The organism is uncultured Marivirga sp. (assembly GCF_963974845.1).
GTDB lineage: Bacteria > Bacteroidota > Bacteroidia > Cytophagales > Cyclobacteriaceae > Marivirga > Marivirga harenae.
In genome coordinates, this window is record NZ_CAXBEQ010000008.1 from 182,986 (window position 1) to 201,084 (window position 18,099).

The 18,099-nt window shown below is 35.4% G+C and carries 14 protein-coding genes; 7 read left to right on the plus strand and 7 right to left on the minus strand.

Features of this window, described 5'->3' with window-relative positions; genetic code table 11:
• Positions 1-6 precede the first annotated feature (6 nt).
• From odhB to lpdA, 3 genes are all read left to right on the plus strand, one after another.
• Positions 7-1,587 carry a 2-oxoglutarate dehydrogenase complex dihydrolipoyllysine-residue succinyltransferase gene (gene odhB, locus AAC601_RS16745; protein ID WP_340153894.1) on the plus strand — a complete coding sequence of 527 codons (1,581 nt, stop codon included), beginning with the start codon at positions 7-9 and terminating at the stop codon, positions 1,585-1,587.
• A 60-nt stretch (positions 1,588-1,647) separates the two neighbouring features.
• Entirely contained in the window at positions 1,648-2,001 is a 354-nt protein-coding gene (locus tag AAC601_RS16750) for a four helix bundle protein (protein ID WP_340153895.1), read from the plus strand.
• A gap of 71 nt (positions 2,002-2,072) precedes the next feature.
• Positions 2,073-3,476 (plus strand): dihydrolipoyl dehydrogenase, encoded by a 1,404-nt coding sequence (lpdA, locus tag AAC601_RS16755; protein WP_340153896.1) that lies wholly within the window; start codon positions 2,073-2,075, stop codon positions 3,474-3,476.
• Positions 3,477-3,555: 79 nt separating this feature from the next.
• On the opposite strand, the gene AAC601_RS16760 is transcribed toward lpdA, so the two are convergent.
• The 6 genes from AAC601_RS16760 to AAC601_RS16785 all read right to left on the minus strand — a co-directional run bounded on the left by AAC601_RS16760 (position 3,556) and on the right by AAC601_RS16785 (position 11,489).
• Complete coding sequence (locus tag AAC601_RS16760; RefSeq protein WP_340153897.1) at positions 3,556-4,161, minus strand: YkgJ family cysteine cluster protein; 606 nt, start codon at positions 4,159-4,161, stop codon at positions 3,556-3,558.
• A gap of 76 nt (positions 4,162-4,237) precedes the next feature.
• On the minus strand, positions 4,238-5,497 hold the full coding sequence (locus AAC601_RS16765; protein WP_340153898.1) for a pitrilysin family protein: 1,260 nt from the start codon (positions 5,495-5,497) through the stop codon (positions 4,238-4,240).
• 43 nt (positions 5,498-5,540) lie between these two features.
• Positions 5,541-6,713: a type IX secretion system outer membrane channel protein PorV gene (porV, locus tag AAC601_RS16770; RefSeq protein ID WP_340153899.1), complete on the minus strand. Its 1,173-nt coding sequence runs from the start codon at positions 6,711-6,713 to the stop codon at positions 5,541-5,543.
• A gap of 26 nt (positions 6,714-6,739) precedes the next feature.
• Positions 6,740-10,114, minus strand: a complete 3,375-nt coding sequence (porU, locus tag AAC601_RS16775; RefSeq protein ID WP_340153900.1) for a type IX secretion system sortase PorU — start codon at positions 10,112-10,114, stop codon at positions 6,740-6,742.
• Between the two features lie 46 nt (positions 10,115-10,160).
• Positions 10,161-10,838 carry a CDP-diacylglycerol--serine O-phosphatidyltransferase gene (gene pssA, locus AAC601_RS16780; protein WP_303270803.1) on the minus strand — a complete coding sequence of 226 codons (678 nt, stop codon included), beginning with the start codon at positions 10,836-10,838 and terminating at the stop codon, positions 10,161-10,163.
• Positions 10,839-10,844: 6 nt separating this feature from the next.
• Positions 10,845-11,489: an MBL fold metallo-hydrolase gene (locus tag AAC601_RS16785; RefSeq protein WP_303270804.1), complete on the minus strand. Its 645-nt coding sequence runs from the start codon at positions 11,487-11,489 to the stop codon at positions 10,845-10,847.
• A 162-nt stretch (positions 11,490-11,651) separates the two neighbouring features.
• Between AAC601_RS16785 and AAC601_RS16790 the strand changes: the two genes are divergently transcribed.
• Genes AAC601_RS16790 through AAC601_RS16800 form a run of 3 tightly spaced genes read left to right on the plus strand, consistent with a single transcriptional unit; the run spans position 11,652 to position 16,900 of the window.
• On the plus strand, positions 11,652-12,710 hold the full coding sequence (locus AAC601_RS16790) for an FAD-dependent oxidoreductase (protein WP_303270805.1): 1,059 nt from the start codon (positions 11,652-11,654) through the stop codon (positions 12,708-12,710).
• Between the two features lie 58 nt (positions 12,711-12,768).
• A complete protein-coding gene (locus AAC601_RS16795) occupies positions 12,769-15,969 on the plus strand; it encodes a hypothetical protein (protein ID WP_303270806.1) in 3,201 nt (1,066 codons plus the stop codon).
• Between the two features lie 52 nt (positions 15,970-16,021).
• Positions 16,022-16,900 carry a YicC/YloC family endoribonuclease gene (locus tag AAC601_RS16800; protein ID WP_340153901.1) on the plus strand — a complete coding sequence of 293 codons (879 nt, stop codon included), beginning with the start codon at positions 16,022-16,024 and terminating at the stop codon, positions 16,898-16,900.
• A gap of 8 nt (positions 16,901-16,908) precedes the next feature.
• Here the strand turns inward: AAC601_RS16800 and AAC601_RS16805 are convergent, their stop codons facing one another.
• Positions 16,909-17,409, minus strand: coding sequence for a DUF6702 family protein (locus AAC601_RS16805; RefSeq protein ID WP_303270808.1), 501 nt, complete (start codon positions 17,407-17,409; stop codon positions 16,909-16,911).
• 84 nt (positions 17,410-17,493) lie between these two features.
• Here AAC601_RS16805 and AAC601_RS16810 point away from each other — a divergent pair, with 84 nt between their 5' ends.
• Positions 17,494-18,081 carry a HupE/UreJ family protein gene (locus AAC601_RS16810; protein ID WP_303270809.1) on the plus strand — a complete coding sequence of 196 codons (588 nt, stop codon included), beginning with the start codon at positions 17,494-17,496 and terminating at the stop codon, positions 18,079-18,081.
• The last annotated feature ends 18 nt before the right edge of the window (positions 18,082-18,099 follow it).

Below are 18,099 nucleotides of genomic sequence, written 5' to 3' on the forward strand. Positions count from 1 at the left end.
AGAAACATGAGTTTAGAAATAAAAGTACCGGAAGTAGGCGAATCAATCACTGAAGTAACCATTGCCTCGTGGTTAAAAAAAGATGGTGATTTTGTTGAACAAGATGAAATCATTGCAGAACTGGAATCAGATAAAGCAACCTTTGAATTGCCTGCTGAAGCTTCCGGTGTATTAAAAATTAAAGCTCAAGAGGACGAAACTATTGAAGTAGGTGCAGTCATCTGCGAGATTGATGAAGATGCCAAAGGCGGCAATTCTAAACCTGAGGAGAAAAAAGAGGGGAAATCTGAACCAAAACAGGAAAAGAAAGAATCTTCCTCTTCAAGTAGCGGACCAAAAAAGACCGGTGAAGTTCATGAAATGGTGGTACCTACTGTTGGTGAATCTATTACAGAAGTTACTATTAGTTCTTGGTTGAAATCGGATGGCGATTATGTAGAAATGGATGAAGTCATTGCAGAAGTTGAATCTGACAAAGCAACCTTTGAATTGCCTGCTGAGGCTAATGGCTTTTTACAAATTGTTGCACAGGAAGACGACACAATTGAGATTGGCGCTACAATCTGTAAGATTGAAGTTACAGAAGGCGATGCTCCTAGTGAATCTTCCTCAGTGAAAAGCTCTGCTTCAAGCGATTCAGGCTCTGAATCAAAAGATGAAGAGAGAGAAAGCTATGCAACTGGCCATGCTTCTCCAGCTGCTGCTAAAATTTTGAAAGAAAAAGGGATAGATGCATCGAATGTGAAAGGAAGCGGCAAAGATGGTCGAATCACAAAAGAAGATGCTGAAAATGCAGAGAAGCAGCAAGCTTCTAAATCGACTGAAAAAGAAAGTAAATCTGGTGATTCCGGAATAGAAACTAAATCTGTACCAGGGCCAAGTAGCGAACGGGATCAACGTAGAGAAAAAATGTCTAGCCTGCGTAAAACGGTGGCAAGAAGATTGGTCAGCGTTAAAAATGAAACGGCAATGTTAACTACTTTCAATGAAGTGGATATGAAGCCTATCATGGATTTACGCAAAAAATATAAAGAACAGTTTAAAGAAAAGTATGAGGTGGGACTAGGTTTTATGTCTTTCTTTACGAAAGCCTGCACAATGGCATTGAAGGAATTTCCCGCTGTAAACGCGCAGATAGATGGCAACGAAATGGTTTATAGTGATTATGTTGATATGTCTATTGCAGTTTCTTCACCAAAAGGTTTAGTTGTACCCGTAATTAGAAATGCGGAAAAGCTATCATTTAATGAAGTAGAATCCGAAGTAATCAGACTGGCTGTAAAAGCGAGAGATGGAAAGTTAAGTATTGACGAGATGAGCGGAGGAACCTTCACTATTACTAATGGTGGTATATTTGGTTCGATGTTATCAACTCCTATAATCAATGCACCACAATCAGCTATTTTAGGAATGCACAACATAGTGGAACGTCCTGTAGCCATTAATGGAGAAGTTCAAATCAGACCAATTATGTACGTAGCATTGAGCTATGATCATAGGATTATTGATGGGAAAGAATCTGTAAGCTTTTTGGTTCGAGTGAAAGAATTATTGGAAGATCCAACAAGATTACTTTTGGGGATTTAAGAATTACCTGTACAAAGTAAACAGAACAAAGTACAAAGAAATAGATTGAATTAGATTGCGATGCATAAATTTCAAGATCTGGATATTTGGAAGAGGGGAAGTGATTTAGCAGAGAGCGTGTACAATGTGAGCGCTCATTTCCCTTCTGAAGTAAAGTTCGGGCTGACTTCACAGCTTAGAAGATCTGCAGTCTCCATACCATCTAATATTTCAAAAGGTGCAGGAAGAAATAGCAATAAAGAATTCAACCACATTCTAGGAATGTCTTTGGGTTCTCTTGCGGAGGTTCAAACTCAGATTGTACTAGCTTCAAAATTCAAATTTATTACTAAAAAGAATAAAAATCAATTAGTGGAAGAAATTGAAGTACTCAGACGAATGATGTACTCCTTCCAGCAGAAAGTATTTGTATAATTTCATCTTTGTTCCTTGTACTTTGTACCTTATACAATTTACAAGGCACTCACTCAAAATAACTAAAAGAAATGTCAAAATATGATGTAACAGTAATTGGTTCCGGTCCTGGTGGTTATGTAGCAGCAATTCGTTGTGCACAACTGGGAATGAAAACAGCTATTATTGAAAAATATGATACACTTGGTGGAACTTGCCTGAATGTGGGTTGTATTCCTTCAAAAGCACTGCTAGATTCCTCGGAGCATTATCATAATGCAGAAACTACCTTTAAAGAGCATGGCATCAACCTGAGCAATTTAAAAGTGGATATCAAGCAGATGATCAATAGAAAAGCAGATGTGGTCAAACAGAATGTTGACGGTATTGCTTTTTTGATGAAGAAAAATAAAATTGATGTCCATACAGGTGTGGGTTCTTTTAAAGACAAAAACACTGTAGTTGTCACAAAATCAGATGGTAAAACTGAAGAACTTGATACCGATAAAGTAATCATCGCTACTGGTTCAAAACCTGTAGAGCTACCTTTTGCGAAATTTGATAAGAAAAGAATTATCAGCAGCACCGAAGCATTAGAACTTAAAGAAGTTCCAAAACACTTAATTTTGATCGGTGGTGGTGTAATAGGACTTGAATTGGGCTCTGTTTACAAAAGAATTGGCTCTAAAGTTACTACCATTGAATTCATGGATAGCTTAATTGCAACAATGGACGGCACGATGGGTAAGGAAATGAAAAAGAGTATGAAAAAGCTCGGGATGGACCTGAAATTGAAACACAAAGTAACCAAGGTTGAAAATAAAGGCAAGGAAGTAGAAGTTACTTATGAAACTGATAAAGGTGAAGAGGAAACTATTAAAGGCGATTATTGCTTAGTTGCTGTAGGAAGAAAACCCTATACGGATGGATTGAATCTTGAAGCTGCAGGACTAAAAACCGATGATAAGGGCAGAATCTCAGTAGATGAAAATTTGAAAACGGAAATTGACAATATTTATGCAATCGGAGATGTAGTGAGAGGAGCAATGCTAGCTCATAAAGCTGAGGAAGAAGGTACTTTTGTAGCAGAAACCATGGCCGGACAAAAGCCACATATTCACTATAAATTAATCCCTAACGTAGTTTATACCTGGCCAGAAGTTGCTGGAGTAGGCTACACTGAAGAAGAGCTGAAGGAAAAAGGCAGAGATATCAAAACGGGATCCTTCCCATATAAAGCACTAGGAAGAGCGAGAGCAAGTGGGGATTTAGAAGGTTTAGTTAAAGTAATTGCAGATAAGAAAACCGATGAGATTTTAGGCATTCATATTATCGGTGCAAGAGCGGCTGATATGATTGCAGCTGGGGTTACTGCAATGGAGTATAGAGCTTCTGCAGAAGATGTATCCCGAATGTCTCATGCGCATCCAACATATATGGAAGCAGTAAAAGAGGCATGTCTGGCAGCTACTGACAACAGACCAATTCATATGTGACCTCTAAAATCAAACTTTCTTGATCATAAAACAAAACCCGAAAGCAAACTCTTTCGGGTTTTTATTTCAATGATAAATCCTAGGCGGCTCCTTTTCCTGCAGGCAAGGCCCTATACGCATAGTACTGCATTACAGCCTCCAAAGCTGACAAAACAGCTTCATTTATAGGTAACATGTCTATTGCTAATCTGAAATCTATTTGCATGAGTTTTTGGTAATAGTCAGTAAAAATCGGAACTGGAGACTTGGACTTTAGCATTTCAACAGCCCTTTCGTAATTTTCAACTTGATTTTCTTTTATCAATTTGCAAGTAACCATACGCAATTCACCGTACTTGTCTCGACTTGCGCCATATCCAAATAATCTGCAGATCAAACCTCTAAAATCATATTCTCCACAATGGCCATGATTCTGATCATATATTGATAGGGGTTGATAGACCAAACAATTAAGTGATTGATTTGCTTCCAGTTTCTCAAACATTTCATCTGCTCGGCCTTGCGAAAACCAGTGAAAGGCTAGCGGTAAAAACTCCAGAGGTGATGCTTCTATATCTGCCTTGTTACAACATTTACCACATCCTGAAAAACAATAAATGTCTGATTCGCGTCTGAAATCAGAAATCTCTTTGTCGAGACCTTTGAATAACTTTTCAACTGCCAAGACCTTTTGTTTGATTGTCATATTTTGGATGCAAATGTAAATTGAAATTCAATACTTCAATTCAATTCATCCATATATATTTTGTGAAATAAATTGCTTAAGCCACCTTAACTACACAATACTTTTCGGAAAAATATTTCTTGCTGATTTCCATGACTCTCTCTGAACAAATATTACGTATTTTGTCCACATAATTATCAAAATAATCTATGTAATCAGCACCTTCTGACAGCTTTACTTTGTAATTCTCGGATTGATGAAATACGGTATCCAAACTACTAGCAATTTTCCCTAGCATATAATTTTTAATGGTCTCAATCTCTTCCTGCGGTACAGGTGTAACTTTGAGTTCTTCCATTTCTCTATAAACTTCTTTTACTGTGTCTTCGACATGGTCAATTTTTACATCTGCTCCTATGATATGGTAATCCAAATGTTTATAATTAATCAAAACGGAATAAATACCATAGGTATAACCTTTATCCTCTCTGATATTTTTCATTAATCTTGATCCAAAATAACCACCCAAAATCTCATTTGTAATATTTAAATCGAAATAGTCAGGATGGTTGCGTGGAATAGAAATTAGCCCCATTCTAACAGAAGCCTGTACCGAACCTTCTCTTTTAATTAACTTATCATCAATGATAGGGGATAATTTACCAGTATATTCAGCAATTTCATTTGAAAACTCTAACATTCCGAAATGCTCCTCCAGGAAAGTAAATATATTCTGATCAAAATCTCCTGCTACAATAATTTCAGGTTTTAAAATAAAATATCGATTAAAGTATTTTTTAATATCCTCAATATCAATATTATTCAGATATTCCTCCTCTAAAGTATCCGCATATGGTGTGCCATGCAATAGATTTTTGCGAAGATTCTTAGTAGCTATCAAGGCATTTTTTTGCTTGTTTACTCTTATCTTTTGCAGTTGTTGTAACTTAATTTTTTCAAAATCCTCAGGATCAAATAAAGGCTCAGTGATAGCACTTTTTAATAAAGGCAAAAGGGTATTGAAATGCTCTTTCAGGCATAATAATGTAACCGTGGTATAATCATAGTCTATTGAAACATCTAAATGGGCACCATAATGATCCAACAGTTCCTGCAGCTCACTCCCTGGATAACTTTTAGTACCTTCCACCATGGATTTAGCACAAATTAATGATTGACCTGGCTTGTCGTCATTTACCTTGCCTGCAGGAAAAAGAATGTCAGTCTTTATGACAGGATTTGTATCATCTGCTAAAATGTGGACAGATAACTCATTGGACAACTCCTTGATCTTCGGCTTAGTCAAGGACAACTCTTTTAACATATAAGATTCAGGAGCTATTTGTCTATTGAGCATATAACTTAATTGAAAATTTAAAAATTGGTATTAATATAAATTCCTATTCTGCTACAGAAGCTTTAGCTATTCCCAAACTTTCAAAGTTAAAAACAGCTGTGAACCTAAGCGTTTCAGCCAACGGATTGTTTTGTTGGGTAGGGATTAAATATGAAAAATCTAATCCAAGCACCTGATACCTGAAGCCTAATCCAGCCGTGAAGTATTTTCTACCACCCTTGGTAGTGTGTTCATAAAAATAACCAGTACGCACTGCGAACACATTATTATACCAATACTCAACACCTGTTGAAATCGTGATTTCCCTTAATTCTTCTTGAAAACCTCCTGGCGCATCAGCAAAGGAACCGAACATTCCTTCCAATAAAGTTGCAGGGATAGTATCACTTTCATTTGGGGTCGGCACCATCAATTTATTAAAATCAAGTGCGACCGTCAGTTTATTGTACGGGTCCAACTCTGTTGTAAAAGCCGAGCCAATTTTAAGATTAATCGGTAGAAACTGCTCATTATCGTCACCGCTGTATGATACTTTGTTGGCAATATTAGATATTTGTAAACCCGTAGAAAAGTCAGAGTCTTTTCCATTAACCAAAAGATCCTTGGTGTAAAGCAACCCTAAATCTACTCCTAGAGCCGTTGCTGGACTTGGGTTCGATTGATTGTTATTTGTGTAATTTCCGAATAAATTGGACCTTGCAAATTTACTCGTCAATGATGCGCTAAGATTATCACTTAGTTTTCTAGAGTAAGCAGCTGCTATAGAGAAATCTTTAGGAGAAAAATCTGTGCCAGTGCTACCATCATCGGTGAAAAATATATTTCCCAAATCAAAATATTTCATTGAGATCCCCACTACTTGTTCTTTATCAATTCTGTAATAACCGCTTAGGTAAGATATGGACATATCAGTTACCCCAATACTCATCAACCAGGGTGAATAAGAAATCGAAGCTCCGACTTCATTTTCTACAAATGCCAAACGTGCTGCATTCCATTGCATGGCATTGGCGTCAGCAGATAGTGCAACACCTACATCACCCATCCCAGCTGATCGGGAATCAGGTGAAATTAATAAAAAAGGCATTGCTGTGGTAATTACATTTCGTTCGGCATCCTGACCTGAAACCGTGGTGGGTGGACCTGTGATTTGCCCAACGGCAATTGTTGAAATGAATGTAATAATAGTGAAAAAAATTAATCTTGCTACTCGCATTTTATCTTGATTTACTTCAAATATACTTAATTGATTACAATTAGCTTTTTAAATTGGTTAGTTTTTGCATTATCTTCTATAGAACGTATAAAAACCCTGACAAAATATATTCCGGGTGAAAGATTTCTTCCATTTTCACCCCTCAAATCCCAAACGTCCTGTCTAAAATCTTCTTTCGTATTATAATTATATGAATAAACTTCTTGACCTTGGTTATTGAGAATCTGGTATTTAACCTCCATCTCTTTATTTCTTCTGTTTTGTCGGAGCTTAAAATTAACATTTTCTGATGCCGGATTCGGAAATATGGTGAAGTCCAAAATCGAGAGCTCATCATTGCCCACTACCTTAAACTCCACGGTTGACTTCGATTTATTATTAAATACATCCATAGCAGTTACCGTTATAAAATGTTCACCTTTTGCTAAATCTGATACATTATAACTCAAACTTCCCTCTTGGTATGAATCACGATTATAATAAAAAAAGTCATTCAGTTTGATCTCCTCTCCCCCATCTACATTAAATGTTATACCCGGGTTTACATTACTATTGGAAATGCTGATGCCGTGTTCATCGAATAAATCTACTATTAATTCTACATTGCTCCCAGTCTTACCACCGCTCACAAATTCCCGATCGTTCAAGTAAATATTGACATCAGGCCCAATATCATCTTGATTTGACATAGTAATACTTCCACCGATCAAATAATCGTCATTAAAACCATTAGCATCTTCAAGTCCCTCGTCAGGTTTTGCATATAGGCTAAATTTTCCCTTTTCAATTTGATAATCTATTTCTTTTGGGACATAAAAAGTAAAACTAAAATTACCATTCTCTATCGTAGATTTCCCTCTATAAATCACTTGATCTAATTCGAGAAAATTGAATTCATTTTCTGAGGGATCAATTGTACTGCTTTCTTGTGGTTTATCGTAAAGTTCAGCAGTTAATTCTCCCGTAAAGCTGCTGAGCACTTGCCCTGCAGGATTTTCTACAATCCCGCTAACTGAAATTTTTGACATACTGTTTAGAGTGTCTGCATTTCCCTTCTCATTTACTACCTCTTCAATTCTTAAATTATTTTTAGGCTCGGCCAATGTTAATGCAGGGTCTCCCAATAGGATAAAATTTCTATTTTTCACTCCTACAATTCCAGAATTCTTGGTGTTCTTAATGATGTCTCCTAATTTTTTGGGTTCTCCACCATCTTCTTTGAACACATTTTTGAAAAAGGAGCGATTAAGGGTAGCATTTGAGCTCGATTCTACCGGTCGAGAAGTGGTCAAGAGTGCGATTGCACCTCCATCTTGCTTTAGCAACATTTCCTGTGCACCGGAGACTATGTTTGGATTATCAAATCTACCGTATTCACAAGTGGCCGTAACAAATAAAGGTAATCGATCTAAATTAGTCCATTCGCTAACCATATTTTTAGAAAGTATTGACTCGTTGGTCCAGCTATTTTCAGATCCATGGCCAATGTAATTCACTATCAAAGCCCCTTTTTCCACCATATCATTAATGGCCTCACGCATTTTTGGTGAGCGCTGTGTACTTGCAAAAATCTCTTGTTCGAAAGCACCTAAATACAGCTTATTGATGTTATAAAAACCAAAATTATCAATCACATATTCACTCAATACTTCTGAATCTCGGTGGAAAATATTACCGTCCTCATCGTCTGCAATAAAGTACAAATCATTGCGCCACTTATTAAATGTGTGAGGATTAGTTTCATAATGAATTATCTTATTGACGGCACCAGTAGCCTCCTGAGCTGTCTTAGCTGGAATTCGACCAATACCTACATCGATAGCATCTGTATTATTAAACTCCTCTTCCCAAATACCTTCCTCTTCATTCATAAAGCCATAAAAATCATCGGATGCGTAGGTAAAAACCGGGTGCAGTGAGTTTCTTGATTCATAGACAGGAACGAGATTCGTGTTATTAGCTACTCTATCTTTATAATCATATGATGCTGCTCCTAACATCAACACATATTTCAATTTACCTGGGTTTCTTTTGTAATAATATCGTATATAATTTCGAATGGCAGAAACATCAGCCCTACCAGATCCAAATTCATTAAATATTTGACTAGTTTTTGCCACCTCTACATTATAACCGTTGTGACTTCTTCGGAAATCAGCCAACTTAAGAGCCTGTTGAAAAAAATCATCATAGGAGATAATAAGGTATTCAGGAGAGCTAGTGGTTTTAATATTTTGACCACTTAGTATATTTATGAAATAAGGGTCATGGGCTGTTGACTTTTCAAAAACCACGAACTTTCTTTCATTGGGCTGGGTCTGAGAAAACACAAATTTTTGTCCTTGATAAACCAATTCTTCATAATTTAATAGATCTGTAACATCCCATACCGAATGATTTGTATTTAGGCCTTGAATATTCAATTCATAATTACCAATCTGTTGGAAATCCCTGTTTCTAATCACCATCTGACCACCACCAATTTTTAATTGCTCTGGCACTGTCAGAAAAAGATAATCTAAATACCCATCAGATCTACCTGAACCTAACGGGTCATGTGAAATACCAACTGTAAGTTCATTGCTTGATAAAAGTGAACTAGTTAAAGTAGAATAATTGTTTATAATTTCTCCTTTTTGGCGATAGGGGAAAACAGTGAAATCAGAAACTTGGGGCATTTCAACGGAAGCCAAACCAAATTCATTTATTGATATATTTAAATTAGCTGAATTATAGGTCTGTGCCATGTACTGAGTAGTTAGTGCAATTTCTCGTCCTGGCGCTAAATCATTTAATAAGTTAAAAGTAAAAGTCTGAGATCTATTTACATTAAATGATTCTCCAAACCACATCCTTCCAGAACGTAAAATATTAGTTTGATCAATTTCATGAAAATATACAGCATCATACCAATCAATAACCCTATCGGGTTGTATATTGGTTGGGGATTTTGAGTCTATCGATTTAGTGCTCCCCGCATTTAAGTCGATAAAAAAGTATAATGAATCACTGTATAAATTATTACTATATTGATAAGTCTCTTCCTCGAAACTGAAATTAATGTTCTGAACGGCATCAGCGTAGAAATAAATTACCTCATCGCTGTCAAAAGCATTATTATCATTTGCCTCTACTTTCACTGGAATTTCTTGAGGAGCATACGGATAGTTCACTGAATTCGATTGTGGAATATGTCCTCCAGGCATCCCGTAAACCTGAATGTTTTTAGGGTTTATTTCATTGGCATTATATCCAATTGACTCAAGAAATACTTTATCAATTTTATGGACTCCTTCCTGCAGAGTAGCCACTTTAATAATACCTTCTTTCTCTAAAATAGACTGGCTACTTAAAAAATGGAAGGAAAACGTGGTCAATATAATACTGAGAAAGTACTTCATTTTTTTATTTAAACATTGAGCTAACAGTTATTACATAAAATTAATTTCATTTATTAAAGGCAAACTTAATCACTGATAATAGTATATAAAGCAGGATAACGAGTGGCACAGCTGAAAATTGAAAAAAACTTATTAAAACTATAGCCATCAGAATAGTGGTGTACCTAAAAATATTTTCACGAAAATTTAAGCTCTTAAATTTCAAAGCAATCATAGGGATTTCAGCTACCAGTAATAATGAAAAAACAACTGCAAAAATTAGTAACGAAGGCGTTTCAAATACAAATCCCAATGTTTCAAACTCCTTTAAAAAAACCAGAAATCCAATGAACAAAGCATTGGCAGGAGTAGGTAATCCAATAAATTCCTCTGATTGACGGCTATCAATATTGAATTTTGCCAATCTGAATGCTGAGAACACTGCAATCAAAAAGGCAGTGAAACTTAAAATTCCCGCGTCATTCATTTGTAAAAATTGGAAAAGCACATAAGAAGGTAAAAAACCAAATGTTACCATATCAGCCAAAGAGTCTAGCTGCTTCCCAATTTCAGAATGAACTTTCAACAATCTAGCCAACATACCGTCCAAAAAATCGAAAAATGCTGCTAACACAATGCAAAATGCCACCCATTCAAACTCAAATTGACTTGCAAAATACACACCCACTGCCCCTGTAAATAGGTTGGCCGCAGTGATTGTATTAGGAATATTCTTTTTTATCATAATATTCTATTTGATGGCACAGAAAGGATTACTTACTTTTTCTTTACCCAAAGTAGTTTCAGGGCCATGTCCACAATAAACTTTTACGTCATCATGATATTTAAATAGTTTGTTTTGAATGCTACTAATTAAAGTATCATGATCTCCTCCTGGGAGATCAGTTCTTCCTATGCTACCATCAAACAATACATCTCCTCCAATAAACACCTTTTCAGCTTCATTCATAAAACCTATGTGTCCTGGAGCATGTCCCGGCAAGAACAATACTTTGAATTCAATATCACCTATTTTGTGAGTATCGCCTTCCTTCAAAAAGTGATCTGGCTGGCTAGGTTGGTAATTTGCAAAACCATAGGCGGCAGAATAAGTGGGGACAGCTTCTAATGTTGGTAAATCCTTTTCATGCATATACAACTCCACTCCAAACTTATCTTTCACAAATGCATTACCCAGCACATGATCAATGTGACAATGGGTATTTATTAATTGTGTTACATTTAATCCTTCAGCTTTTATGAAATTAACCAGTTCGTCCTGCTCGTAGCCTTCGTAACAACCTGGATCTATAATTGCTGCATTTTTATTGTTATCATAAACCACATAGGTATTTTCCATAAATGGGCTAAAAACAAATTGCTTTATGTTTATCATTTCCTTAAAGTTTAGTGCAAATTTGTTGAAATTAAAACTGATTGCCTAAAATTAGGATTACTAAATAAAATCTTAAAAAACAGTGGTAATAAAAATAAGGTAATTTAAACTTTAATGTGGTTAATATTCTTATTATATCATTCCAAAAAATCCATTTAGAATATGCAAATTGATTACATCATTGTGGGGCATGGATTGGCCTCTGTAGCGGTCGTTGAACATCTCAAAAAATATAACAAGTCATTCTTAGTGTTCTCAGATGAAAATCCAAACTCTAGCTCGAAAGTGGCGGCAGGCCTGTACAATCCTGTGACAGGCAGGAAAATGAAGCAAACCTGGAAAGCGGCTGAGCTATTTCCATATTTAGAGCAGTTCTATACCAAGTTGGAAAATTCATTGCAAGCAAAATTCCTTCACAAAAGAACTATTTACAGGCCTTTTTTATCCTTGGAAGACCAGAATGATTGGATGTCAAGAACAGAAACAAATGATGTCTTCGTTACAGCAACTTACACTAAACCAAATTTCCAGGCATATATAAAAGACCAGTTCGGTGGAATTCTACTAAACAACAGCGGGTTTCTGGATGTGAAAGAAATGTTAGAGCACCACAAGAATAGGTTAGTTTTAGATCGGCAATTTATAAATGAACGAATAGATTTTAATTTAATAGAAGTACAGAAAGAAAAAATCAAATACAAGAAAATAGAAAGCAAAAACATAATCTTTTGCGATGGCCCATTAAGTCAAAATCCGTTTTTTAATTGGTTGCCAACCGCCCCAGTTAAGGGAGAAATCCTTCATATAAAAACCGAAAAGCCTCTTCCAGAAGAAATTATTTTCAATAGAGGAGTTTTTTTAGTTAAGAATCCGCAACAGGATTTCTACAGAGTTGGTGCTACTTATGAATGGAAGAAACTAGACTATGAACCAACTACAAAAGCAAGAAAGCAATTGACAGATAAACTGGATGATCTTTTAAAATTAGAATATGAAATTATAGAACAAGTAGCTGGAATTAGGCCCGCATCCAAAGACAGGCGACCCCTAATAGGAAACCATCCGGAATTGAAGAACGTATTTATATTCAATGGATTAGGAACTAAGGGCGTTTCTCTTGCACCATTTTTTGCCAATGAATTTGTTGAATCAATAATTAATTCAAAAAAATTGAACGATGAAGTAAACATAAATCGTTATTATCCATTATATTCAAGTTAGTATGATCAGAAGTTTCTTAAAATATGCTTTAGTTTTTTTAGGCTTTACTTTAATGTTAATGCCCAAGCTGTCATTCTCGCAAAATAGCGAAGAAACTTTTGGCAAGAGTAGAATCCAATATCGCTATTTTGAATGGAAGTATTATAGTACTCCACACTTTGATATTTATTATTACTACGGTGGTCAAAAATTAGCAAAGCAATTGGCAGAAAATATTGAAGAAGATTTTTTGCGTATTACTGACATAATGGGTTATGCTCCTTACAGCAAAACGAAAATTTTCCTGTTCAATAGCAACCTAGATTATAATCAAAGCAATGTTGGTCTTAATGAAGCACAATTTGACATAAGTGGACAAACCAACTTCTTAAAAACACATATAGAATTAGCTTTTTCTGGCTCCTACCAAGAATTTAAAGACGAACTCATCTACAAAGTTTCTAAGCTTTATGTCAAGGATATGTTGTTTGGAGGTGGTTTGGTTTCGGAGGTTTTTCAATCAAATGCATTATTTACTGTTCCCGATTGGTTTATTAGCGGAATTGCAGCCTATATCGCGTACGGCTGGAGTGCTGAAATGGACGATTTCGTAAGGAATTTCTTGGTTGACCATAGTGCGAAGCAAATTGATAAACTAGAAGGTAAAGAAGCGGAACTTGCAGGTCAATCTATATGGAATTTTATTTCAGAAAAATACGGACGAATTAATATTTCCAATACCTTAAATTTAACAAGGATTATCCGAAATGAGGAGAAAAGTATCACCAATACACTGGGTATTCCTTTCAAAGCATTTCTATCCGAATACAGATACTTCTATCTTAATAATTTTTCAGGTATGGAAACAGAAAAACCCTCAAAGAAAAACCAGATTTCCAAACCCTGGCAGGGAGATTTGAATTATAGCTCTAAAATAAGCCCTAATGGTGATTATTTAGCTTATTCCATCAATAACCGAGGACGATTTAAAATTAAGTTGAGGGAAATAAGTACTGGAAATGAAAAAACAATTTTTAAAGGAGGCCAAAGGAGACTTGAAGAATTTGAGGATACATTTGCACCTGCCATGGACTGGGGGGATAGCACGACCTTGGGTATTGTAAGTTATGAAAGAGGTGTGAATTATTTGTATTTATATGACCCATACTCCAAGAAATTTCAGAAAAGAGACTTACGAAGATTTGATCAAGTCAACCAAATCAATATTTACCCCAATGGAAAAACTGCTGTAGTCAGTGCTAATATTAATGCGCAGTCTGACTTGTACTTAATAAGCACCGGAAGACCTAATATAAGAAGGTTAACTAATGATGTTTTTGATGACTTAGATCCTGCTTTTATACCAGATACAAAACGTATTGTCTTCTCATCCAACAGAAGTTCTGATACCATCTCAACTGAAAATAACTATAAGGACTTGACTAAAAATTTCAATCTATTTGAATTAGACATCGATGAGCCAAATCAGTTAAACCAACTTACCAAAGATTTTGGGCAAAACTCAAAAATTGTCATCCCAGACAGCACCGCTATTTATTATGTTAGTGATAAGTCAGGGATTAATAATTTGTACAAATTTGACACCGAGAAAGGGACTTCTAGACAAATTACCGCTTACGGTACAGGGATTCTAAATTACGACATAAGACCTGAATTCAATTATTTTTCATTTGTATTAGACCAAAGCGGGGAACATAGATTTTTCTTTAGGAATGACTTCTCTGGAAATGAAGCAAAGTTTTTACCTTCTACACTTCGCAAGCAAGTTCAATTAAGTAGAAAGCTAAGCAGTGAAGCATCAAAACAAAGTAAAATCCCTGCTAGAAGCAATGAATTAGAAATCAATACCAAATCTGATTTCAAGAAAGATTCATCTCTGTCTAGCCTGCAAAAGAAATTAAACCAAACGGATGAATCTACTACTAAACTAGATGCTGATAATTTCGACTTCGAACAACAACAGTTTGAGCAAGAAAAGAAGCAAAGTTCCTTATTGAAGAATTTAAGTAAGCTTAGAAATACAGCTAGTATGATGGGCCCCTTTGATTATGAGCCAACATTTACAACTAATAATATAACTGCCTCTTGGAATATAGACCCTCTTATTGGACTTACCATGTACTCCAGGTATCAGATGAATGATTTACGTGAAAACAATAAATTCTATGGTGGATTTGATGTATCACTACAAGATTTCAAGAGTGGTTCTATATTTGGTGAATATCAATATCTTGAAAGATTGGTCGATTATAGTGTCAGGTTTGAAAGAGAAGTTTATGCTACAAAATTGGACGATAGATTCACTGACCAAACCTATTCACTTAACAACTTTAGTTTTGGAGGAGCCTACCCTTTTTCAAATAATAGTAGAATTAGTGTTAAGCCTCATATCGTATACCAACAATTTATTGAAAGCAGTTTTAATGTCTTAACTCAACAAAACAATTTGGAGAAAGATCCACTGCGCAATGACTTGCTCTTTGGAGGCAAAATCGAATATGTTTATGATAATTCGGAGCCATTGGGATTAAACATGAGGCAAGGTTTAAGGGGGAAAATTGCTTTTGAAAATTATACTGGTGGCTTTAATGCTGGTGAATCATTCAGTAAGCTATACATTGATGTCAGAAATTATCAGAAAGTATTTAGAGAAATAACCTTTGCCAGCAGACTTTACGCAGGTGGATTCTTTGGCCAAAATTCACCATACTATATGTTGGGTGGAGTTGAAAACTGGGTTTTTAGAAGAGTCAACCAACCGCCTACTGGAGCCGAAATTACACCTGAGGAAAATCCACTTGCCTTAACTTCCACAGAGAGCCCCATCTATAACTCTAATATTTTGTTTCATGAATTTGTTACTGGTTTAAGAGGTTTCCAACTGAATGAATTTAGCGGAAAAAATGTGATACTTCTGAGTAATGAATTGCGTTTTCCACTGTTTAGAGTTTTAAGTAATAATTCGATGTCATCAAATTTTGCTAGAAACTTTCAACTTATAGGATTTTATGACATTGGAACTGCATGGTTAGGTGGAAGTCCTTGGGATCAAGACAATAGCATTAACCGCCAAAATATTGAAACCAATAACTTTAAGGCGGTAATAAGAAATTACAAAAACCCTTGGTTGTCTTCCCTTGGTTTAGGATTGAGAACCACCTTATTAGGCTATTATTTAAGACTTGATTATGCTTACCCAATTGAAGACTATATAGTTCAAGATCCAAAACTGAGTCTAAGTATCGGTTATGATTTTTAATTAAATCCTTTTTGCTTACAATTAAGTTCTCGAATCCTATTAATTTTACCCCATGATTAAATCAATGACTGGCTTTGGTCATGCTGAAGCCCAAAACGAAAATATTTCAATTGAAGTAGAGATTAAAACTCTTAATTCTAAGTTTTTAGACTTGTCTTTGAAGCTTCCTAAAGTTTTTAACGCCAAGGAAATTGAAGTAAGAAACCTTATTACTCAAAAACTGATAAGGGGTAAAGCGTCTGTTTCCATCAATATTTCCAAGAAAAACAAGCAATTATCTTTACCTAACATAGACCAAGAGTTGTTTTCAGCATATTTGGATAAGTTATCGGAACTGGAAGAAGCCAACGGCCGAAAATTCCATGATAGCATGAAGATGGCTTTGGACGCCCCTGAAATTATTAAATATAATGACGACCAGCTTGCTGAAGAGGATGATCAATTGATTATTGGGACATTAAATATTGCTTTGGACAACTGCAATGACTTTAGAAATACAGAGGGTCAGACTGTGGGCGAAATTCTATCAGGCTATATTTATACCATTTCCGAAAAATTGGACAACGCCAAAAAGATAGAACCCAAAAGAATGGATAAAATCCGTACCCGCCTTCAAAATAATATTAAAGAACTAACGCAGTCTGTTGATTACGACCAGGAAAGGTTGGAACAAGAGTTGATTTACTATTCTGAAAAACTTGATGTAAATGAAGAAATGGAACGTTTGTCCATTCATTTACAATACTTTTTAGATACATTAAACAGCACAGCAGACTCACATGGCAAAAAGCTTGGTTTTATTAGCCAAGAAATCGGGAGGGAGATTAACACCTTAGGTTCTAAAGCCAATGACTCCGACTTGCAAGAGCAAGTCATTCAGATGAAAGAGGAATTGGAGAAAATTAAAGAGCAGAGTTTAAATGTGCTCTGATTTGAGCATCAATAAAAATCAAACTCCACCTGCTGAGTTCCATCACCCTCTGTTAATCGGAGGGTTTTAATTTCTCCTCCCAAATCTGTATGAACCAAATTGGACTGGGTATCAAACTCATCAAATAAAACTATATTAGTAATTCTGAAGATTTTGGGCTTGCGTACTTTATAAATTTCCTGATACACCCACAGCACGTTTTCCTCCAGTTCACTTCCGATGTAAACGATCTCTTGTTCTTTCCCATCGATTTCAACTGCAAATCTCTTCGAAAAATAATCATTTACCATCTCATCAATTTCTTTGGTGCTTTCCATTGAAAGAATATCTAGATTAACTTTATAATGCTTATTTAAAGTCTGTTCAAAATCATCCACAAATACTTTATGCATAATTTGAACTGACTTCGTATCTTCCTTATAAACCAAATCTGTGATTGACACATAAAAAGGATGTAGCATTCCGCTAAGCATCCAGAAAAAACCGATAATATAATTGCTATATAACATTTTTGAAAGTCTTATGACTGTTTTACAAAATTATGGTAATATTATGTTTTGTTAACAATAAATCTGAAAATTATATAAAAGGATATGTCAACATTTAAAGCCTACTTTTTAGAAGGACTAGATCACATACTAGATATCAACGGATACGATCATATTTTATTCGTTCTCGCCCTTGCGGCAATATATTTAATGCGTGATTGGAGAAAGGTACTAATTCTAATTACGGCCTTTACTATTGGCCACTCTATCACTTTGGCTTTATCTACCTTAAATTATGTAAAAATAAGCTCGGAATTAATTGAATTCCTAATACCGGTAACCATTTTCATTACTGCATTTGCAAATCTTTTCAAAAAGGAAAGAAATCTGAAAAGCACAGGAAGCATGCAATTGAATTATGTATTTGCTTTGCTTTTTGGTCTAATCCATGGATTAGGATTTAGTAATTACCTGAAAGCCATTTTAGGAAAAAACAGTTCGATAGTGATGGAGTTATTAGCATTTAATGTTGGCTTAGAAGTAGGACAAATCATTATAGTTTTATGCTTTTTAGTTTTATCTTTTATCTTTATAGACCTTTTCGGAATGAAAAGAAGAGATTGGGTGCTGATTGTTTCCAGCGCCATTGCGGGAATTGCCGTAACAATTATGATGGAAACAAAATTTTGGTAAGTAGAACAATAAAATAAA

What these genes read in the sequence shown, in the direction of transcription:
- odhB (WP_340153894.1), top strand. Translation starts at nt 7, where the DNA reads ATGAGTTTAGAAATAAAAGTACCGGAAGTAGGCGAATCAATCACTGAA.
- AAC601_RS16750 (WP_340153895.1), top strand. Translation starts at nt 1,648, where the DNA reads ATGCATAAATTTCAAGATCTGGATATTTGGAAGAGGGGAAGTGATTTA.
- lpdA (WP_340153896.1), top strand. Translation starts at nt 2,073, where the DNA reads ATGTCAAAATATGATGTAACAGTAATTGGTTCCGGTCCTGGTGGTTAT.
- AAC601_RS16760 (WP_340153897.1), bottom strand. Translation starts at nt 4,161, where the DNA reads ATGACAATCAAACAAAAGGTCTTGGCAGTTGAAAAGTTATTCAAAGGT.
- AAC601_RS16765 (WP_340153898.1), bottom strand. Translation starts at nt 5,497, where the DNA reads ATGCTCAATAGACAAATAGCTCCTGAATCTTATATGTTAAAAGAGTTG.
- porV (WP_340153899.1), bottom strand. Translation starts at nt 6,713, where the DNA reads ATGCGAGTAGCAAGATTAATTTTTTTCACTATTATTACATTCATTTCA.
- porU (WP_340153900.1), bottom strand. Translation starts at nt 10,114, where the DNA reads ATGAAGTACTTTCTCAGTATTATATTGACCACGTTTTCCTTCCATTTT.
- pssA (WP_303270803.1), bottom strand. Translation starts at nt 10,838, where the DNA reads ATGATAAAAAAGAATATTCCTAATACAATCACTGCGGCCAACCTATTT.
- AAC601_RS16785 (WP_303270804.1), bottom strand. Translation starts at nt 11,489, where the DNA reads ATGATAAACATAAAGCAATTTGTTTTTAGCCCATTTATGGAAAATACC.
- AAC601_RS16790 (WP_303270805.1), top strand. Translation starts at nt 11,652, where the DNA reads ATGCAAATTGATTACATCATTGTGGGGCATGGATTGGCCTCTGTAGCG.
- AAC601_RS16795 (WP_303270806.1), top strand. Translation starts at nt 12,769, where the DNA reads ATGCCCAAGCTGTCATTCTCGCAAAATAGCGAAGAAACTTTTGGCAAG.
- AAC601_RS16800 (WP_340153901.1), top strand. Translation starts at nt 16,022, where the DNA reads ATGATTAAATCAATGACTGGCTTTGGTCATGCTGAAGCCCAAAACGAA.
- AAC601_RS16805 (WP_303270808.1), bottom strand. Translation starts at nt 17,409, where the DNA reads ATGTTATATAGCAATTATATTATCGGTTTTTTCTGGATGCTTAGCGGA.
- AAC601_RS16810 (WP_303270809.1), top strand. Translation starts at nt 17,494, where the DNA reads ATGTCAACATTTAAAGCCTACTTTTTAGAAGGACTAGATCACATACTA.